Origin of the sequence: Paraoerskovia sediminicola (assembly GCF_030296575.1) — a bacterium.
In the GTDB taxonomy this organism is placed as follows: Bacteria; Actinomycetota; Actinomycetes; order Actinomycetales; family Cellulomonadaceae; genus Paraoerskovia; species Paraoerskovia sediminicola.
On record NZ_AP027729.1, the window covers coordinates 1,485,324 to 1,502,378 of the forward strand.

At 71.5% G+C, this 17,055-nt stretch carries 8 protein-coding genes; 7 read left to right on the plus strand and 1 reads right to left on the minus strand.

Going from position 1 to position 17,055, the window contains the following annotated elements; translation table 11 throughout:
- The first annotated feature begins 198 nt into the window (after positions 1–198).
- The 7 genes from QUE47_RS07025 to QUE47_RS07055 all read left to right on the plus strand — a co-directional run bounded on the left by QUE47_RS07025 (position 199) and on the right by QUE47_RS07055 (position 15,908).
- Positions 199–627: a DUF6325 family protein gene (locus QUE47_RS07025; RefSeq protein WP_286219159.1), complete on the plus strand. Its 429-nt coding sequence runs from the start codon at positions 199–201 to the stop codon at positions 625–627.
- A gap of 134 nt (positions 628–761) precedes the next feature.
- The gene (locus QUE47_RS07030; protein WP_286219160.1) at positions 762–1,097 is read left to right on the plus strand and encodes an SHOCT domain-containing protein; all 336 of its coding nucleotides are present in this window, start codon (positions 762–764) and stop codon (positions 1,095–1,097) included.
- 363 nt (positions 1,098–1,460) lie between these two features.
- Positions 1,461–4,094, plus strand: a complete 2,634-nt coding sequence (locus QUE47_RS07035; protein WP_286219161.1) for a helix-turn-helix transcriptional regulator — start codon at positions 1,461–1,463, stop codon at positions 4,092–4,094.
- A gap of 183 nt (positions 4,095–4,277) precedes the next feature.
- Positions 4,278–5,924 (plus strand): DUF7933 domain-containing protein, encoded by a 1,647-nt coding sequence (locus QUE47_RS07040; RefSeq protein WP_286219162.1) that lies wholly within the window; start codon positions 4,278–4,280, stop codon positions 5,922–5,924.
- Entirely contained in the window at positions 5,846–11,791 is a 5,946-nt protein-coding gene (locus QUE47_RS07045) for a DUF7927 domain-containing protein (RefSeq protein WP_286219163.1), read from the plus strand. The genes QUE47_RS07040 and QUE47_RS07045 overlap by 79 nt, the downstream gene beginning before the upstream one ends.
- 2 nt (positions 11,792–11,793) lie before the next feature.
- Positions 11,794–14,067 carry a DUF7927 domain-containing protein gene (locus QUE47_RS07050; protein WP_286219164.1) on the plus strand — a complete coding sequence of 758 codons (2,274 nt, stop codon included), beginning with the start codon at positions 11,794–11,796 and terminating at the stop codon, positions 14,065–14,067.
- Positions 13,992–15,908 (plus strand): DUF7927 domain-containing protein, encoded by a 1,917-nt coding sequence (locus QUE47_RS07055; protein ID WP_286219165.1) that lies wholly within the window; start codon positions 13,992–13,994, stop codon positions 15,906–15,908. Before QUE47_RS07050 ends, QUE47_RS07055 begins: the two co-directional genes overlap by 76 nt.
- A gap of 60 nt (positions 15,909–15,968) precedes the next feature.
- Here QUE47_RS07055 and QUE47_RS07060 read toward each other — a convergent pair whose 3' ends face one another.
- Positions 15,969–17,045 (minus strand): hypothetical protein, encoded by a 1,077-nt coding sequence (locus QUE47_RS07060; RefSeq protein ID WP_286219166.1) that lies wholly within the window; start codon positions 17,043–17,045, stop codon positions 15,969–15,971.
- Positions 17,046–17,055 lie beyond the last annotated feature (10 nt).

Consider the following 17,055-nt stretch of genomic DNA (forward strand, 5'->3'; position numbering starts at 1 on the left):
TCGGTGCCGGGGCTGGGCCAGGGGCCCGGGTGCGGCGCGCGGCCGACGGTGCTCATGGGACGCGAGCCTACCGGCGCGATGCGCCCACGACGGCGTAGATTTGCAGGTGACGCGCCGCCCTGCGCGGAACGGTCCTCTGGCCCGCTCCGGCGGGCTGCGGCATGCTCGGACCACACGCGTGCGACAGGAAGAGGAGACATGGCAGACGAGAAGTTCGGCCCGGTCGAGTTCATGGTCATCGGGGTCCCCCTCGACGGCGTCCCGGACGCCGTGGTGACGGAGGTGCAGAAGCTCGTCGACGCCGACGTCGTCGACCTGCTCGACGTGGCCTACGTGTCGAAGGCCGAGGACGGCACGGTCACGACGCTCGAGCTCGAGGAGATCGATCACCCGGCGCTCGCAGCCCTCGACCCGGACGGCGTCGGCCTCGCCGGCGAGGAGGACCTGCTCGACGTCTCCGCCGGGCTCGCCCCGGGCAGCGCCGCGCTGGTCCTCGTCGTCGAGCACACCTGGGCGCGCTCGTTCCTCGCGGCGGTCGTCGAGACGCCCGCAGAGATCCTCATGTCCGAGCGCATCACGGCCGAGGTCGTCAACGAGGTCGTGCGCATCGGCAAGACCCTGGACTAGGTCCTGGACCAGTACCTGGGCCCGGCAGCCCGGGCGCAGGCAGAGCAGCGAGAAGCAGACGGACGCGAAGGACGGAGCAGGACATGCGACGAGCACGGGTAGGACGCGTTGGACGGCCAGGACTCATCGGCACGATGGCGAGGACCGCGGTGGTCGCGGGTACCGCCAACGCGGTGACGGGGGCACAGAACCGCCGTCGGGCCGGCAGGGAGCAGGAGGCGTACGAGCAGCAGCAGTACGACGCCCAGCAGCAGCAGGCCGCGATGCAGCAGGCGGCGCAGCAGGCCGCCTACGAGCAGATGCAGGCCCAGCAGGCGGCGTACGCGCAGCCCGCCCAGGTCAGCGCGGCGCCCGCTGCGGGCGGCGGCGAGGACCTCATGGCGCAGCTCGAGAAGCTGGCCGGCCTCAAGCAGGCGGGCGTGCTCAGCGACGCGGAGTTCGCCCAGGCGAAGGCCAAGCTGCTCGGCTGACGTGACCCGTCCCCGGCCCCAGGGCCGGGGGCGGTCGTCCCCGACGAGGCGCTGGACGGGCGCACGCCGTCCCGCGCTAAGGACGGCGGAGATGGCCCGACGTCTCGGGCCCCGCCCAGCACCCCGGGGTCGATGTCGAGACGGTCTGCGACGCGGGTGTCTCTTCGACGTTCACGCACGGTGCGGTGGAGATGGGCACGTGCGCCCCTTTCTCGGCTCGTCCGGGAGGGGCGGTGTGCCCTGGTCGGAACGCGGATGTGACCTCGTCAACGTAGAGGGGGTGAAATCCGCGGGGCATCGGTAATCACTACGCATGTTTCGGGCAGCTCCGGGCGGAGTGCGACATCATGGCGAAAACGCCCGATGACGAGGTTGGTGGACGGCATGGTGGCCCTCGAGCCCCGCAGGAGCTCGAGGGTGGGCCCGGCGGAGGACCAGGGCCGGCGTCCGGCGCCCCACGAGAAGCACAGCAGGGCCGCCGCGCGCACGCTCGCGGGCGGAGGGAGCGTCGTCGTCGCCGGCCCTCCGGGCGTCGGCAAGACCCATCTCCTCGGTGACGCGCTGCGGCGGGCGGGCGCGAGCGGCGTCGTCACCGTCACCGGGACGGACGTCCGGGTCGGGGAGCCGCTGCGAGCCCTGTCCCCGTTGCTGGGTGCTCGACGCGCCGACGAGCCCACGAGCGTCGTGGCGGGCCGACTCGCGGACGCGCTCGGCGCCCGGGCCCCGGGTGCGCCGAGGATCCTGCGGGCCGAGGACGCGCACCTGCTCGACGACGGGACCGCAGACGTGCTCGCGTGGGCCGCGCGCCAGGGAGACCTCCAGGTCGCAGTGTCGATGCGGACGCAGGGTCTGTCGCGGGAGCCGTGGGCCGGCCTCTGGAGGGACGGCGTCGTCGAGCGCGTCGACCTCGCACCCTTCACGCGGGACGAGGTCGAGGAACGACTCGTGGAGCTCCTGCAGGCACCGGTGGCGACCGACGTCGTTCACCGGCTCGCTGCGGAGTCCGGCGGCAACGCGTTCCACCTCGACGAGCTCGTCCGCGCGGAGCGGGCGTCGGGGGCGCTCCACCTGCACGACGGCGTGTGGTTGCGGGCGGCGGGCGGCACCGTGCCGTCGACGCGCATGCTCGACCTCGTCGCCGGCGACCTCGCCCGACTGGACGCGGGCGCGCGCGACGCGCTCGAGGTGCTCTCGCTGGTCGAGGCCGTGCCGCTGCGGGCCTTCCTGGAGGTCGTCAGCCAGGACGCTCTGGCGACCCTCCTGCGGCACGGTCTCGTCGACACCGAGACCGGACCGGGGGTCGCCGGGGGCCACGAGGTGACCGTCCGGACCCAGGCCATGTACGCCCAGGCGGTCCGGGGCCAGATCCCGTCGGCGCGACGCCGCGAGCTGCTCGGCCGGCTCGACACCCCGAGCATCGACGACGACCCGGCAGCGCTCGTCGCCTCGGTGACCCTCGCGCTCAACAGCGGGCTGACCGTGTCGGTCGAACGCATCAGGAGCGCCACGGACGCCGCGTTCGTGCTGAAGAAGCAGCACGCCGTGGTCCAGCTCTCGACTGCGGCGATCGAGGACGCGAAGGGCGGCGGCGCGTCGGGACGCGCCATGGTGGAGCTGCTCCTCCAGCGCGCCGAGGCGTCTCGGTCGATGGGTCGGGCGGCCGCCGCGGCGCGGGACGTCAGGGACGCCCTCGACGAGCTCGAGAAGGCGGAGGAGCTCACCGACGACGACCTCGCCACCTACCTGCGCGGCGCTGCGCTCGAGTCCGGGATCCATCACTACGAGTTGGGGCTGGGGGAGGCGCTGCGCAGGCTCGACGCGGCGTCAGCGGCCCTCGTGCGCCGGCTCGGGCCCCGGCGCTACCGGGCTGCCGCCGAGGTCCTCGAGTCGACCAGGCTGACGCGCCGCGGCTGGGACGGGGACCCGTCGGCGCTCGAACCTGCGGTGCTCCTCCTCGAGGGAACGCAGAACCCGCAGCGTGCGCTGTCGCTCGTGGCGCCGACGATCCTCGCCCTGGGACATGCCGGCCGCGTCGCCGAGGGGCTCGGTCTGGCGCGACGGTACGCGCCGATCGGCGCCGCGCACACCGACCTCTATCGCTGGGCGGTCGGCGAGATCGGGGTGGCGGCCTTCTTCGTGGCGCTCAACGCCGGCGTGGTGCCCGCGGAACCGTCCGACTACGACGACCCGGCGGCGGCGGTGGGCTCCGGCAGCACCCGGGACCCGCTGGACCCGGTCGCCGTCCACGTGCGGCGCGGCCTGATCGCGGCCGCCCGCGGTTCGTGGCGGACGGCGGCCGCGGACTTCCATGCTGCGAGCGCCAGCTTCGGAGTGGTCGACCTGGGTGGCCTGCTCAGCTTCACGCTGGCGGCCGGGGCCCGCGCCTGCGCGGCGGCCGGCGAGTCCGTCGCCGCGCGGTCGGCGCTCGACCGGCTGTCCCGGACGCGGCTGCGGGCTGCGCGAAGCCTCGAGCCCGACATCCGGCTGCTGTGCGTCGACGCTCTGGCCTGGCTGCGGGACCCGGCTCTCGACGCCGAGCTCCAGGACCTCGCGGCCTGGGCGCGAGCGCGTGGTGCAGCGAGGGTCGAGCTCGAGGCGCTGCACCGGCGGGTGGTGCTGTCCGCCGACACCGCCAAGATCTTGGGTCTCGACGCTGTGGTCGCGCGGTGCCACGAGCTCGGCGGGATCGTCGAGGGTGCTCGCGCCACGGCACTCGTCGCGCACGTCGTCGCCGTCACGACCGGGGACGAGGCGCTCCGGGAGATCTCCGTGCGGGGGCTCGGCACCGTCGGCCTCTGGCTGCCGACACCCTCGCCGGCGGTGGCGCTCACCCAGCGGGAGCGCGAGGTCGCGGCCCTCGCGGCCGGCGGCCTGTCGAGCAAAGCGATCGCGGAGCGGCTGACGCTGTCGGTGCGCACGGTCGACAGCCACCTGTCCAGGGTCTTCGCGAAGACCGGGGTGCACTCGCGCCAGGAGCTCGCCCGCGCGCTGCGCTGACTCCCGGCGCCTCGAACCCACGCGCCCGGACTGCGAGTCACGATTCGATAACGAAAGTCGACGGACTCTCGTCACAAACGCCGTCGTCATAGCAAATCTGCCGATTCGGGTCAATCGCCTCCGGTTGCGCGCCGTCGTACTGGATGTGACAACAGTCACAGAGAACGTGCCGTCACCGCTCGCATGCTGTCGCGGCAAGCCATCTACCGGGGGACGACCATGGTCCAGAACGCGCGACCCGCCCAGCACGCACACGGGGCGACCACGCCCCTATGGAGGTCACGAGGCAGGGGCCGGCATCGCGCCACCCGGAGCCTCGGCGGCGCGACCTCCGTCGCCCTGGTCGCCGCGCTCGGGGTTGTCTCGGTGCCGGTGACGGCGGTGGTCGCCCCGGTCGCGCCGGCGGCGGCAGTACCCGGCCAGCCGGGGGTGATGGAGGCGCCCGCCAACTTCTTCGCCGAGAACTTCGAGAACGTCACGTGGCCGGAGCCGGTCGGTGAGACGCAGATCGGCACGAATCCGGATGCATGGGACGCGGCCGACTGGGTGCAGACCCTCACGGAGTACCCGTTCGACGACGACGGGACCGCTGCCGACTTCCAGGCCGGCTACGTCAACGAGAACGGGACGACCACCTACTCCGCCGATGCGCAGTGGGCCGCCGGCACCTTCTGCAACGGGTTCATCACCGCCGCGCACGGCAACCAGGCGTTCTCCAACCTCAACAGTGACGCGCCGCTGCCGGCCTCCGCCCCCGCGCAGGTCTGCGGCGACGCGCGCTCCTGGAACTCGGTACGGCTTCTCGCGAACGTCATGGGGCAATACCACCTCAATGCGAACCAGAACCCGTATTTCGGCCAGGGCCTCGGCGACCCCGCGGACCCTCTCGAGAACCACGTCGTCAGCTCGTACACAGCGGGTTCGGGTATCGACCCCGGGACGATGTTGGAGTTCGACGAGCCGATCGACGTCGACCCGGGGCGCTACTACCAGGCGTCGATCGACATCGCGGCGATGAGTTGCATCACTTCGGGCAACGGAGCGATCCCGCAGATCTTCCTCACCCAGTCGGACGGGTCTGAGAGCCCGGTGTTCTCGAACGCGATCAACACCTGTAACCCCGGCGGTCTGGGGGAGATCTTCCAGTACGGGCCCGGCGGGGGCGCCAACAACATCGGACGCCAGCGCACGACGCGCGTCGGGACCTTCCTCAGTGACCAGGCCCTTCGCTCGACCGGCGACACCCTCGGCATCCGCATCAACAACGACCAGGCGGCCACCGCGGGGAACGACAGCGCCTTCGACAACATCGTCGTCCTGGACACCACGCCGAAGATCGACAAGGAGTTCAGCGCCTACCCCGGTCCCGGATCCGACGGCGTGTACCCGACCGGTGCCGACGGCACCCTCACGTTCACGATCACCAACACGTTCGACCCCATCGACCCGGAGGAGCCCTCGGGGCCCAAGGAGGACTTCTCCTTCGTCGACACGATCAACGACGGGGACCTGCAGCTGACAGGCACTTCAGAGACGACCTGTGGCGACGGCACGGTCACGGTCGACACCGGGGCGGGCACGGTCGCGCTCGACGGCGGCGACCTCGTCGACCCGAACCTCGTCAGCTGCACGGTCACCGTCGGCGTCACGTCGGACGTCGCGGGCACGTACACCAACGGCCCCGACGACATGGAGCTCGTCGGCCTCAACCCCCGGGTGACACCGAGATCTCCTTCGAGGAGCCGAGCACGGTGCCGTGTTCGACGACGGCGCAGCTCTGGCAGGTCACCGAGGACAGCCCGCCGACAACCGTCTTCGACCTCAACCTGATCACGGGTGACTACGTCGACCAGGGCGAGGTGCCCGAGGCAAGCATCAACGCCGTGGGGTACAGCGCGCTCGACGGCTGGTACTGGGGCGCGCGCAACACCAACGAGTCGACGACGCCGCCGGAGATCGTCGCGACGTCTCCGGACTACTCGGAGCAGGAGCTGTACGGCACCCCGAACTTCGACGACGTCCCGTTCGGGGCCGGGTCGTTCAGCGGCGGCGTCAATATCGGTGACGTCTCGCCGGACGGGATCTGGTACGGCTCGACCGCTGAGAACACCGGTGCCGCATGGCTCTCCGTCGACGTCGACCCCTCGTCGCCGACGTTCATGCGCGTGCTTGACGGTGACACGTCCTACGGGACGGGGAACGTCAACCTGGAGCCGGGTGATGACTGGTCCTACTACGAGGGCAAGCTCTGGTCGATCGGCTACGGGTCGGGAAGCAACCGTACGCTGCTCTGGTCGCTCGACCCGTCGGTCGACAACGCGAACCTGGTTCTCGAGGCGGACTACGGCGTCATCCAGGGACCTGACGGCATCAACCCGTCAAACCCTCCGGGTGGAATGCGACAGTGGGGCGCGACCTATACGGACGACGCCGGCTTCCTCTACGCCTCCAACAACGGCACCGGCCAGATCTGGCGCTTCGACATGAACGAGCCGACCGAGCCCGCCGCGTTCTTCTCCTATGGTCCGGGCTCCGGCGGGAACGACGGCTCGCGGTGCCCCGGGCCACTGCCGATCGACTTCGGTGACGCACCCGACAGCTATGACACGCTCCTCGTCTCCAACGGGCCGTTCCACGGCGTGACGGTCGACCCCGCAGACCCGCTGCTGACCATCGGTGACTCCGTCACCATCGAGCCCGACGGCCAGCCGGACGCCTCCGCCGCGCTCGACGAGGACGACGCGTTCACCGAGGACCCGACCGTCAACGTCGACGCGGACGAGACCACGCTGAGCATCCCGATCACCAACAACTCGCCCGACGGCGCCGCGCTGGCGGGCTGGATCGACTTCGACCTGAGCGGCACGTTCGACGACGACGAGCGATCGGTGATCGACACGGGCGTCATCACCGGGACCTCGACGCTGACGTGGACCGTCCCGGCCGACGCCGTGGCGGGGGATTCCTATCTGCGGCTTCGGGCCGCACTCGTGCCGGGCGAAGCAATTCCGACCGACACGGACGACATCGGACCCGGTGTGGACTCCGGTGAGGTCGAGGACTGGCCGATCACGCTCGAGGTGCTGCCTAGGGACTTCGGCGACGCCCCGGACACCTACGGCACGCTCGACGCGTCGGACGGCGCGAGCCACGGCGTCATCGCCTACGACGAGACCACGAACACCGCACCGCTGATGCTGGGCGACGCGAACACCGTCGACACCGAGGACGACGGCGTGCCCACCCCTGGCGCGGACGGTGACGACCTCGCAGGGGTCGACGACGAAGGCGGGGTCAGCGAACCGGTCACCGCCGTCCTCGGCGAGGACCTCACCGTCGACGCGACGGCGACCAACGACAGCGCGACCGACGCGACCCTCGTCGCGTGGCTCGACGCGGACCTCAACGGCACCTTCGACGCGGGCGAGATCAGCGCGGCGGTCACGGTGCCGGCCGAGACGGGGACCGACACCTATGCGCTGACGGTGCCCGGACCCGCCTCCACCGATGACACCTACCTGCGCGTCCGGCTCTTCGCCGGCGGCAACGACGACCCCCAGCCCACGGGAGCGTGGACCGGCGGTGAGGTCGAGGACTACCTGGTGACCGTCGTCGAGCCTGAGCTGACGATCACCAAGCAGGCCGTGGGCGTGGGGTCGGCGACCCCCGGCCAGACCATCGAGTACACCGTCGAGATCGAGAACACCGGCGGCGTCGACTACACCGACGCGAACCCGGCCGTCATCACGGACGACCTCTCCGAGGTCCTGGACGACGCCGACTACAACGACGATGCGGCGACGGACCCGGAAGGCGTCGGAGCGTTCGACTACACGAGCCCGACGCTGACCTGGACCGGGCCGATCGCAGTCGGCGAGACCGTGACGCTCAGCTACTCGGTGACCGTCCACGACCCGGCGGATGGCGACGGCACGATGACGAACGTCATCCTCGGGCCTCCCGGGTCCAACTGTGAGGACGACGGTACCGGCGTGCCAGTGACCTTCTCGAACTGCGTGGTCGAGCTGCCCGTGCGCTCCGTGGACATGGTCAAGACCTCCGACCCGGAGGGCACGGTCGCCCCGGGCGACGTGATCGACTACACGATCACGGTGACGAACACGGGTCAGGTGCCCTACACGGCCGAGGACCCGCTCGTGATCACCGACGTGCTCGACGACGTCACCGACGACGCGACCTACAACGGCGACTTCTCGGACAACGGCGCCGGCGGGACGCAGACGGGCCCGACGTGGACCGGGCCGCTGCCGGTCGGCGAGACGATCACGCTGACCTTCTCGTACACGGTCAACGACCCCGTCACCGGCGACGGGATCGTCGGCAACGCGGTGACCGGTCCGCCCGAGTCCAACTGCGACCCGGACCAGACCCCCGAGGACCCGTCGTGCACGACGACCAACCCGGTGGCGGCCTTCGAGGCCGTGAAGACCTCCGACTCGCCGGACGGCGTGGTCGCCGGCGACCAGATCACCTACACCGTCGAGGTGACGAACGTCGGCGGCGTCGACTACACCGAGGACGCCCCGGCGTCCGTGACCGACGACCTGACCGGTGTGCTGGACGACGCCACCTGGGACGGTGACGTCACGGTCGAATCCTCCGTGGAGGGGAGCACCCCGCCCGACGCGGTGTTCACCGACCCGAACCTCGCCTGGTCCGGCCCCCTCGCGGTCGGCGAGACGGTGACGATCACCTACACGCTCACCGTGAACGACCCGGCGACCGGGGACGGCACGATGACCAACGCCGTCGTCGGCGGTCAGTGCCCCGACCCGGCGATCACCGATCCCGACGCGGAAGGTTTCGACCCGGACTGCTCGACGCAGGTCCCCGTCCTGGAGCCGAGCCTGGACATCGTGAAGACGTCGGACGCCGCGGGGCCGGTCGTCCCCGGTGACACGATCGAGTACACGGTCACCGTCGAGAACGACGGCGACGTCGACTACACGGTCGAGGACCCGGCGACGTTCGACGACGACCTGTCGGCCGTCCTCGACGACGCGGCGTACAACGACGACGCGATCGCCTCGGCCGGCGACGTGACGTTCGCGGACCCGACCCTGAGCTGGTCCGGCCCGCTCGCCGTCGGCGACGTCGCGACCATCACCTACTCGGTGACCGTGACCGACCCACCGACGGGGGACGGTGACGGAGAGATCACCAACGCGATCCTCGGCCCGCCCGAGGCCAACTGCCCGGACCCGGCGGTCACCGACCCCGACGATCCCGACTTCGTCGCGGACTGCGTGACGACGACCCCGGTCCAGTCGCTCGACATCACCAAGACGAGCGACGCCGACCCGACAGCGGAGCTCGCGCCGGGCGAGACCGTCACGTACACGATCACGGTCGAGAACACCGGCCAGGTCGCCTACATCGCCCCGGACCTCGTCGAGATCTCCGACGACCTGACCGAGGTCATCGACGACGCGACGTACCAGGACGACGCGATCGCGACGTCCGACAACGCGGACGCCGGCACCGTCGCGTACACCGAACCCTTCCTGACCTGGTCGGGCCCGCTGGACCCCGGCGAGACCGCGACCATCACCTACTCGGTGGTCGTCGACGACCCGATCGAGGGCGACGGGGTCCTCACCAACGCGGTCACCGGCCCGCCCGAGGCGAACTGCGACCCGGACGCCGACCCGGCCGACCCGGACTGCTCGGTGACGCTCCCCGCACCTGTCGAGGGCGTCGCCATCGAGAAGTCGGTCGACGTGACCGAGGCCCTTCCCGGTGACGTCGTGACCTACACGGTCACGGTGGAGAACACCGGCCAGGTGCCGTTCACGGTCTTCAACCCGGTCGAGGTCTCCGACGACCTGACCGAGGTGCTCGACGACGCCGACTACAACGGCGACGCCGCGACCGACCCCGAGGGCACCGGTACGTTCGACTTCACCGACCCGGTGCTGAGCTGGTCGGGTCCGGTCGGCGTCGGCGAGACCGTCACGCTCACGTACTCGGTGACCGTCCACGACCCGGCGGACGGCGACGGCGTGATGACGAACGTCGTCACCGGCCCCCCGACGTCGACCTGCCCCGAGGGCTCCGAGGACCCGGACTGCACGACGACGACGCCGGTGCAGTCGGTGTCGATCGTCAAGACGTCCGAGCCGTCCAGCGACCCGCTCGCGCCGGGCGGCACGGTGACCTACACGGTCGAGATCGAGAACACCGGGGGCGTCGCGTACGTGGACCCGGACCTCCTGACCGTGTCCGACTCCCTCGCCGAGGTGATCGACGACGCCGTGGTCGACGAGGGCTCGTTCACCGCGACCTCCGACGCGGGCGGGACGCCGCCGCTGCCGACCTTGGACGGCACCGACCTGACGTGGACCGGTCCGCTGGCGGTCGGCGAGACGGTGACCATCACCTACGTCGTCACCGTGAACGACCCGGTCTCCGGCGACGGCGTGCTCACCAACGCCGTCACCGGGCCGCCCGAGTCGAACTGTGACGACCCGACGACGCCCGAGGCCGAGACCTGCACGACGACGAACCCGGTCGAGTCGCTCGACGTCATCAAGACGTCCGACGCCGTTGGCTCGGTCGAGGCCGGCGACACGGTCGTCTACACGGTCGAGGTCACGAACACCGGCGGCACGTCGTTCGCCGACCCGAACCTCGCGTCGTTCACCGACGACCTGTCGGACGTCGTCGACGACGCGACGTACAACGACGACGTCGCCGCGACGTCGGACAACGCGGATGCGGGGACCGCCGGCTACGCGGCACCGCTCATCACGTGGTCCGGTCCGCTCGACCCTGGCGAGACGGCGACCATCACCTACTCGGTGACCGTCCCGAACCCGTTCCCGGGCGACCCGGCAGGCGACGGCACGCTGACGAACGCGGTCGTCGGCGGCGACTGCCCCGACCCGGCAGTCACCGACCCCGACGACCCGGCGTACGACCCGGACTGCGTCGTCGAGCTGCCCGTCCGCGCGCTCGACGTGACCAAGACGGCCGACCCGGCCGACGGCGTCGCGCTGGGCGACCAGATCACCTACACGATCACCGTGGAGAACACCGGGACCGCGGGCTACACGCTGCTCGACCCGGCGACCGTCTCGGACGACCTGTCCGACGTGCTCGACGACGCGACGTGGGACGACGACGTGACCGTCACGTCGTCCGACGTCACGGCGACACCGCCTGACGTGGTCTTCACCGACCCCACGCTCACCTGGTCCGGCGCGCTCGGCGCCGGCGAGACGGTGACGATCACCTACACGCTGACCGTCAACGACCCCGCCACGGGCGACGGCATGTTGACCAACGCGGTGACCGCGCCGGGTTCGGGCTGCCCCGACCCCGCGATCACCGACCCCGACGACCCGGACTACGACCCCGACTGCTCGACCGAGGTCCCGACGCTGACGCCGGCTCTCGGCCTGAGCAAGACGTCCGACGCGACCGGCGAGGTGCTGCCGGGCGACACGATCACCTACACGGTGACGGTCGAGAACACCGGCGAGGTCGACTACACCGACGCCGACCCGGCGACGTTCGAGGACGACCTGACCGCGGTCCTCGACGACGCCACGCTCGACGAGGGCTCGTTCGTCGTCATGCCGGACACCGCTCCGGCGCCGACCTTCGCGGACCCGACCCTGAGCTGGTCGGGCCCCTGGCCGTCGGCGAGACCGTCACCGTCAGCTACACCGTGACGGTGGACGACCCGGCCACGGGCGACGGCGACATCACGAACGCCGTCACGGGACCGCCGGAGTCCACGTGCGTCGAGGGCACGGACCCCGGGTGCACGGTCACGACGCCGGTCCGCTCGCTCGACATCGTCAAGTCCTCGAACGCCCCCGCGCAGGTGCTGCCCGGCACCGACGTGGTCTACACGGTGACCGTGACCAACACCGGCCAGTTCGCCTACACCCTCGACGACCCCGCGATCGTCGCGGACGACCTGACGGAGGTCCTCGACGACGCGACCCTCGACGAGGGTTCGCTCGGCGCGACCACCGACGGGGCGAACGCCCCGGACGCGCCGACGTACAGCGAGCCCACGATCGAGTGGTCCGGCGCCCTCGACCCCGGCGAGACGGTGACCCTCACCTACACGGTGACCGTCGACGACCCCGCCACCGGGGACGGCGTCATGACGAACACCGTCGTCGGCCCGCCCGAGTCGACCTGTGACCCGGACCAGACGCCCGAGGACCCCGAGTGCACCGTGACGGTGCCGGTCCGGTCGCTCGACGTGTCGAAGTCGTCCGACGTGACCGAGGCCGAGCTCGGCGACACCGTGACGTACACGCTGACGGTCGAGAACACCGGCGGCGTCGACTACACCGAGCTCGACCCGGCCGCCGTGTTCGACGACCTGGACGAGGTGCTCGACGACGCGACGTTCGTCGACGGGTCGCTGACGACGGAAGTCACCCCGGCGGACCCGGCGACGAACGACGCCGAGTTCGACGGCGACTCGATCAGCTGGTCCGGGCCGCTGGCCGCCGGCCAGACGGTGACGATCACCTACTCCGTCGTCGTCGCCGACCCGGCGACGGGCGACGGCGTGCTCGACAACACCGTGGTCGGCCCGCCCGAGTCGAGCTGCGACCCGGCACAGGACCCTGCGGACCCGGGGTGCACCGTGACGGTTCCCGTCCGGTCGCTCGCCCTGACCAAGACCGCGACACCCGTCGACGGCGTCGCGCTCGGCGACACGATCACCTACACGGTGACCGTCGAGAACACCGGCCAGGCGCCCTACACGGCGGGCGACCCGGCGGACTTCTCCGACTCCCTGACCGACGTGCTCGACGACGCGACGTGGGACGACACCCTCACGGCGACGTCGGACAACGCGGACGCAGGGACGGGCGAGTACGTCGAGCCGACCGTGACGTGGTCGGGTCCGCTCGACCCCGGGGAGGTCGCGACGATCACCTACACGTTGACCGTGAACGACCCGGGGACTGGCGACGGCGTCATGACGAACGCGGTCACCGGCCCGCCCGAGGCGAACTGCCCCGACCCCGCGGTCACGGACCCGCAGGACCCGGCCTTCGACGCCGACTGCGTCACGGAGGTGCCGACACTGACCCCGGCGCTGGAGATCGACAAGACCTCCGACGCGGGTGACGAGGTGCTCCCGGGCGACGAGATCGTGTACACGGTCGTCGTCACCAACACGGGCGAGACCTCGTACACGGTCGACGACCCCGCCGAGGTGACCGACGACCTGTCCGAGGTGCTCGACGACGGCGCGGTGACCGACGGGCCGGCCGTCACCTCCGACGGCGCCGACCCGGGGACGGTCTCCCTGGTGGGCGACGAGATCACCTGGTCCGGGCCGCTCGAGCCCGGGGAGTCGGCGACGATCACCTACACGGTGACGGTCGACGACCCCGGCACGGGCGACGGCGTCCTGACCAACACGGTCACCGGTCCTCCGGAGTCCACCTGCCCCGAGGTCGATCCGGATGACGGGCCGGGGGAGGGCTGCGTGGTCGTCACGCCGGTCCGCCGGTTGGAGATCGCCAAGACGTCCACGCCGTCGTCCGACCCCCTGCTGCCCGGCGGGACGGTCGAGTACACCGTCACCGTGACCAACACGGGTGGCGCCGACTACGTCGCGCCGGACCTGGCGACGTTCACCGACGACCTGTCGGACGTCCTCGACGACGCCACCGTCACGGCCGGACCGACGGCCGACGTCGGCACGGCGACCCTCGCGGGCACGACGCTCAGCTGGGAGGGCGAGCTGCCCGTTGACGGCGTCGCCACCGTCACCTACACCGTGACGGTCGCCGACCCGGTGACCGGGGACGGCGTCCTGACGAACGTGGTGACCGGACCCCGGAGTCGGGCTGCGTCGACGGCACCGAGGAAGGCTGCACCACCACCACGCCGGTGCAGGCGCTGGAGATCGTCAAGACCTCCACGCCCGACGAGGTCCTGGCCGGCGGGACCGTCGAGTACACGGTGACGGTGACCAACACGGGCGGCGTCGACTACGTCGCGCCCGACCTCGCCTCGTTCACGGACGACCTCTCCGAGGTGCTCGACGACGCGGTGTACGACGGCGACGCGGCGGCGGACGTCGGATCGGTCACCGTCTCGGGCGACCTCCTCGCCTGGGCCGGCCCGCTCCCGGTCGACGGCGTCGCCACCATCACCTACTCGGTGACCGTGAACAACCCGCTCACGGGCGACGGCCTGCTGACCAACGCGGTGACCGGACCCCCGGAGTCGGGCTGCGTCGACGGCACCGAGGAGGGCTGCACCACGACCACGCCGGTGCAGGCGCTCGACATCGTCAAGTCGAAGGTCTCCCCGGACACCGTCGAGGTGCTCCCCGGCGAGGAGGTGACCTACCAGGTCGAGATCACCAACAGCGGCCAGGTGGACTACCCGGACGTCGACGGTGAGCGCGCGTCCTTCGAGGACGACCTCTCCGAGGTGCTCGACGACGCCACCCTCGACGAGACGTCGATCGTCGTCGACCCGGACGTCGGGACGCCGGACTTCACCGACCCGACCCTCTCCTGGACCGGGCCGCTCGCGGTCGGCGAGACGGTGACCGTCACCTACACCGTGACGGTGAACGCACCGCTCTCGGGCGACGGGATCCTCGCCAACGTCGTCACCGGCCCGCCGGAGTCGAGCTGCGTCGACCCGACGGCACCCGGCTGCTTCGTGGTGCTGCCGGAGCGGGCGCTGGACATCGAGAAGACGGCCTCGGAGGAGGCCGTCGCTCCCGGTGACACCGTGACGTACACGGTGACGGCGACGAACCTCAGCGAGGTCCCGTACACCGAGGCGTTCCCCGCCCTGGTGGTCGACGACCTGACGGGCGTGCTCGACGACGCCACGCTCGACGAGGGATCGATCACGGTCGACCCGGAGTCCGGCGAGCTCGACTACACGGAGCCGCAGATCACCTGGACCGGACCCATCCCGGGCGGGGAGTCGGTGGAGATCTCCTACACGGTGACCGTGGACGACCCGATCACCGGCGACGGGGTGCTCGCGAACGTGGCCTTCCAGCAGCCGGTGCCGCCCGAGTGCCCCGACGGCGAGATCTGCCCGCCGCCCCCGCCCCCGCCGCCGCCGACGTGCCCGCCGGACGGGATCGACCCCGACACCGGGCTGCCGTGCGCCGGGACCACCACGCCGGTGAAGGGGCTGGACATCGTCAAGTCCTCCGACGCGGACCCCGACGGCACCGAGGTGGCTGAGGGCGACGTGGTCGAGTACAGCGTCGAGGTGACGAACACGGGGACGTACGCCTACACCGACGCCGACCCCGCGGTGATCACGGACGACCTGTCCGACGTGCTCGACGACGCGTCCTACAACGACGACGCGACGGTCACGCCCGACCAGGGGGCGGTCTCGGTCGACGGGTCGACGCTCACGTGGTCCGGTCCTCTGGACCCCGGTGACACCGTGACGATCACCTACTCGGTGACGATCGGCGAGGCCGGGTCCGGCGACGGCACCGTGCGCAACGTGGTCACCGGTCCGCCGGAGTCCACCTGCGTGCCCGACTCCGCGGACGAGACCGAGGGGTGCACGACGACGGCCGTCGTCCCGCCGCCCGCTCCCGCACCGCCGACGACGGCTCCCACGCCGCCGCCGACGACGCCTCCGGCACCTCCCGGACCGGGCGGGCCTGCCGGGCCTCCCGGGCCGAGCGGCCCCGGGTCGCTGCCCATGACCGGTGCTGAGCTCGCCAGCCTCGGCGGTCTGGCGCTGCTGCTCCTGCTGGGTGGCGCGGCGGTGACGCTGGGTGCGGGCCGGGTGCGCAGGCTGACCCGGGCCTGACCGACGGGTACGCGCACCGCGGGCGGGTCGCTCGCGGTGCGTGTACCCGCGCGGGTCGCCCTAGGCCTCCGCGCCGCCGACCGTCGCTGCCGGCTCTTTGGCCGTGCGACGTCGTCCGACCGCTCGCACCGCCCACGGCCACGCGATCGCCGCTGCTGCGACGACCACGGAGAGCCCGACCCACCACCAGAGCTGGGTGCGCAGCGGGTCGAGCAGCGCCCGCGTGACGGACCGCGTCGCGTCGAGGCCGACGGCGCCCAGGGGCAGGTTGCCGAGGTAGGCGGCGGAGGCGAGAGCGAGCCCGGCGAGCATCAGGGCCATGAGGGCACCGATCGAGATCGCGGCCGCGACGACGACGCGGTGGCGCCGTCGTGGCGCCACCCAGGCGGCCCCGGCGATCAGGAGGATCACGAGCCACGGCAGGATCCCGGCGACGTTCTGGAAGATCACCAGGCCCTGCTGGGCGGTCCCGAGCTGGTCGGACTGCACGAGCACGATCTCGCGGCCCTGTGGCTCGATGTTCGCGGCCCGCTCGAGCCCCGCGTCGACGAGCCGGTCGCGCAGCTCCAGGACGAGCCCGTCCAGGGGCACCGAGATGGTGCCGGCGTCGATGTCGAGGTACTTCCCGTCGTGCCCCTCGAGCACGGTGGTCGCCGTGCCGTGGGCGACGCGGTTGGCGGTGACCCACACGGCGGCGAACTGCTCGGACGTGACGAGCTTGTCGGCCGCGCGCTGCACGAGCTGCTCGATCTGGTTCGTCAGTATCGGCCCCAGCGCCTCGACGGCGTCGGGCACCCGGTCGCGGTCGGCGAAGGCCTCGACGTTGTCGGTGACGATCGCCTCGACGTCGAGCTGGGTCATCACCTGGTCGGTGAGGGCGTCGGCGACAGCGGTCTGCACGGCCGGGTCCGAGGCGAGGGGTCCCACGAGCTCGACGTACCCCTCGGTCTCCAGGACGTTCTGCTGGACGTATCGGGCGGGGACGGCGAGCACCGCGATCAGGACGGCGAGCACCACCAGCACCACGCAGACGACGCGCCGCCCGAGCCCTCGTGATGCTGGTGAGGGGTCTGGCGACGCGTCGTCGGTCGCGCTGGTGCTGCTGTCGCTCAGGTCCGAAGCACGCTCTCTAGGCATGGTCGAACCG

Coding starts and splice junctions, on each gene's coding strand:
- QUE47_RS07040 (WP_286219162.1), top strand. CDS start 4,278: ATGCTGTCGCGGCAAGCCATCTACCGGGGGACGACCATGGTCCAGAAC.
- QUE47_RS07035 (WP_286219161.1), top strand. CDS start 1,461: ATGACGAGGTTGGTGGACGGCATGGTGGCCCTCGAGCCCCGCAGGAGC.
- QUE47_RS07060 (WP_286219166.1), bottom strand. CDS start 17,045: ATGCCTAGAGAGCGTGCTTCGGACCTGAGCGACAGCAGCACCAGCGCG.
- QUE47_RS07025 (WP_286219159.1), top strand. CDS start 199: ATGGCAGACGAGAAGTTCGGCCCGGTCGAGTTCATGGTCATCGGGGTC.
- QUE47_RS07030 (WP_286219160.1), top strand. CDS start 762: ATGGCGAGGACCGCGGTGGTCGCGGGTACCGCCAACGCGGTGACGGGG.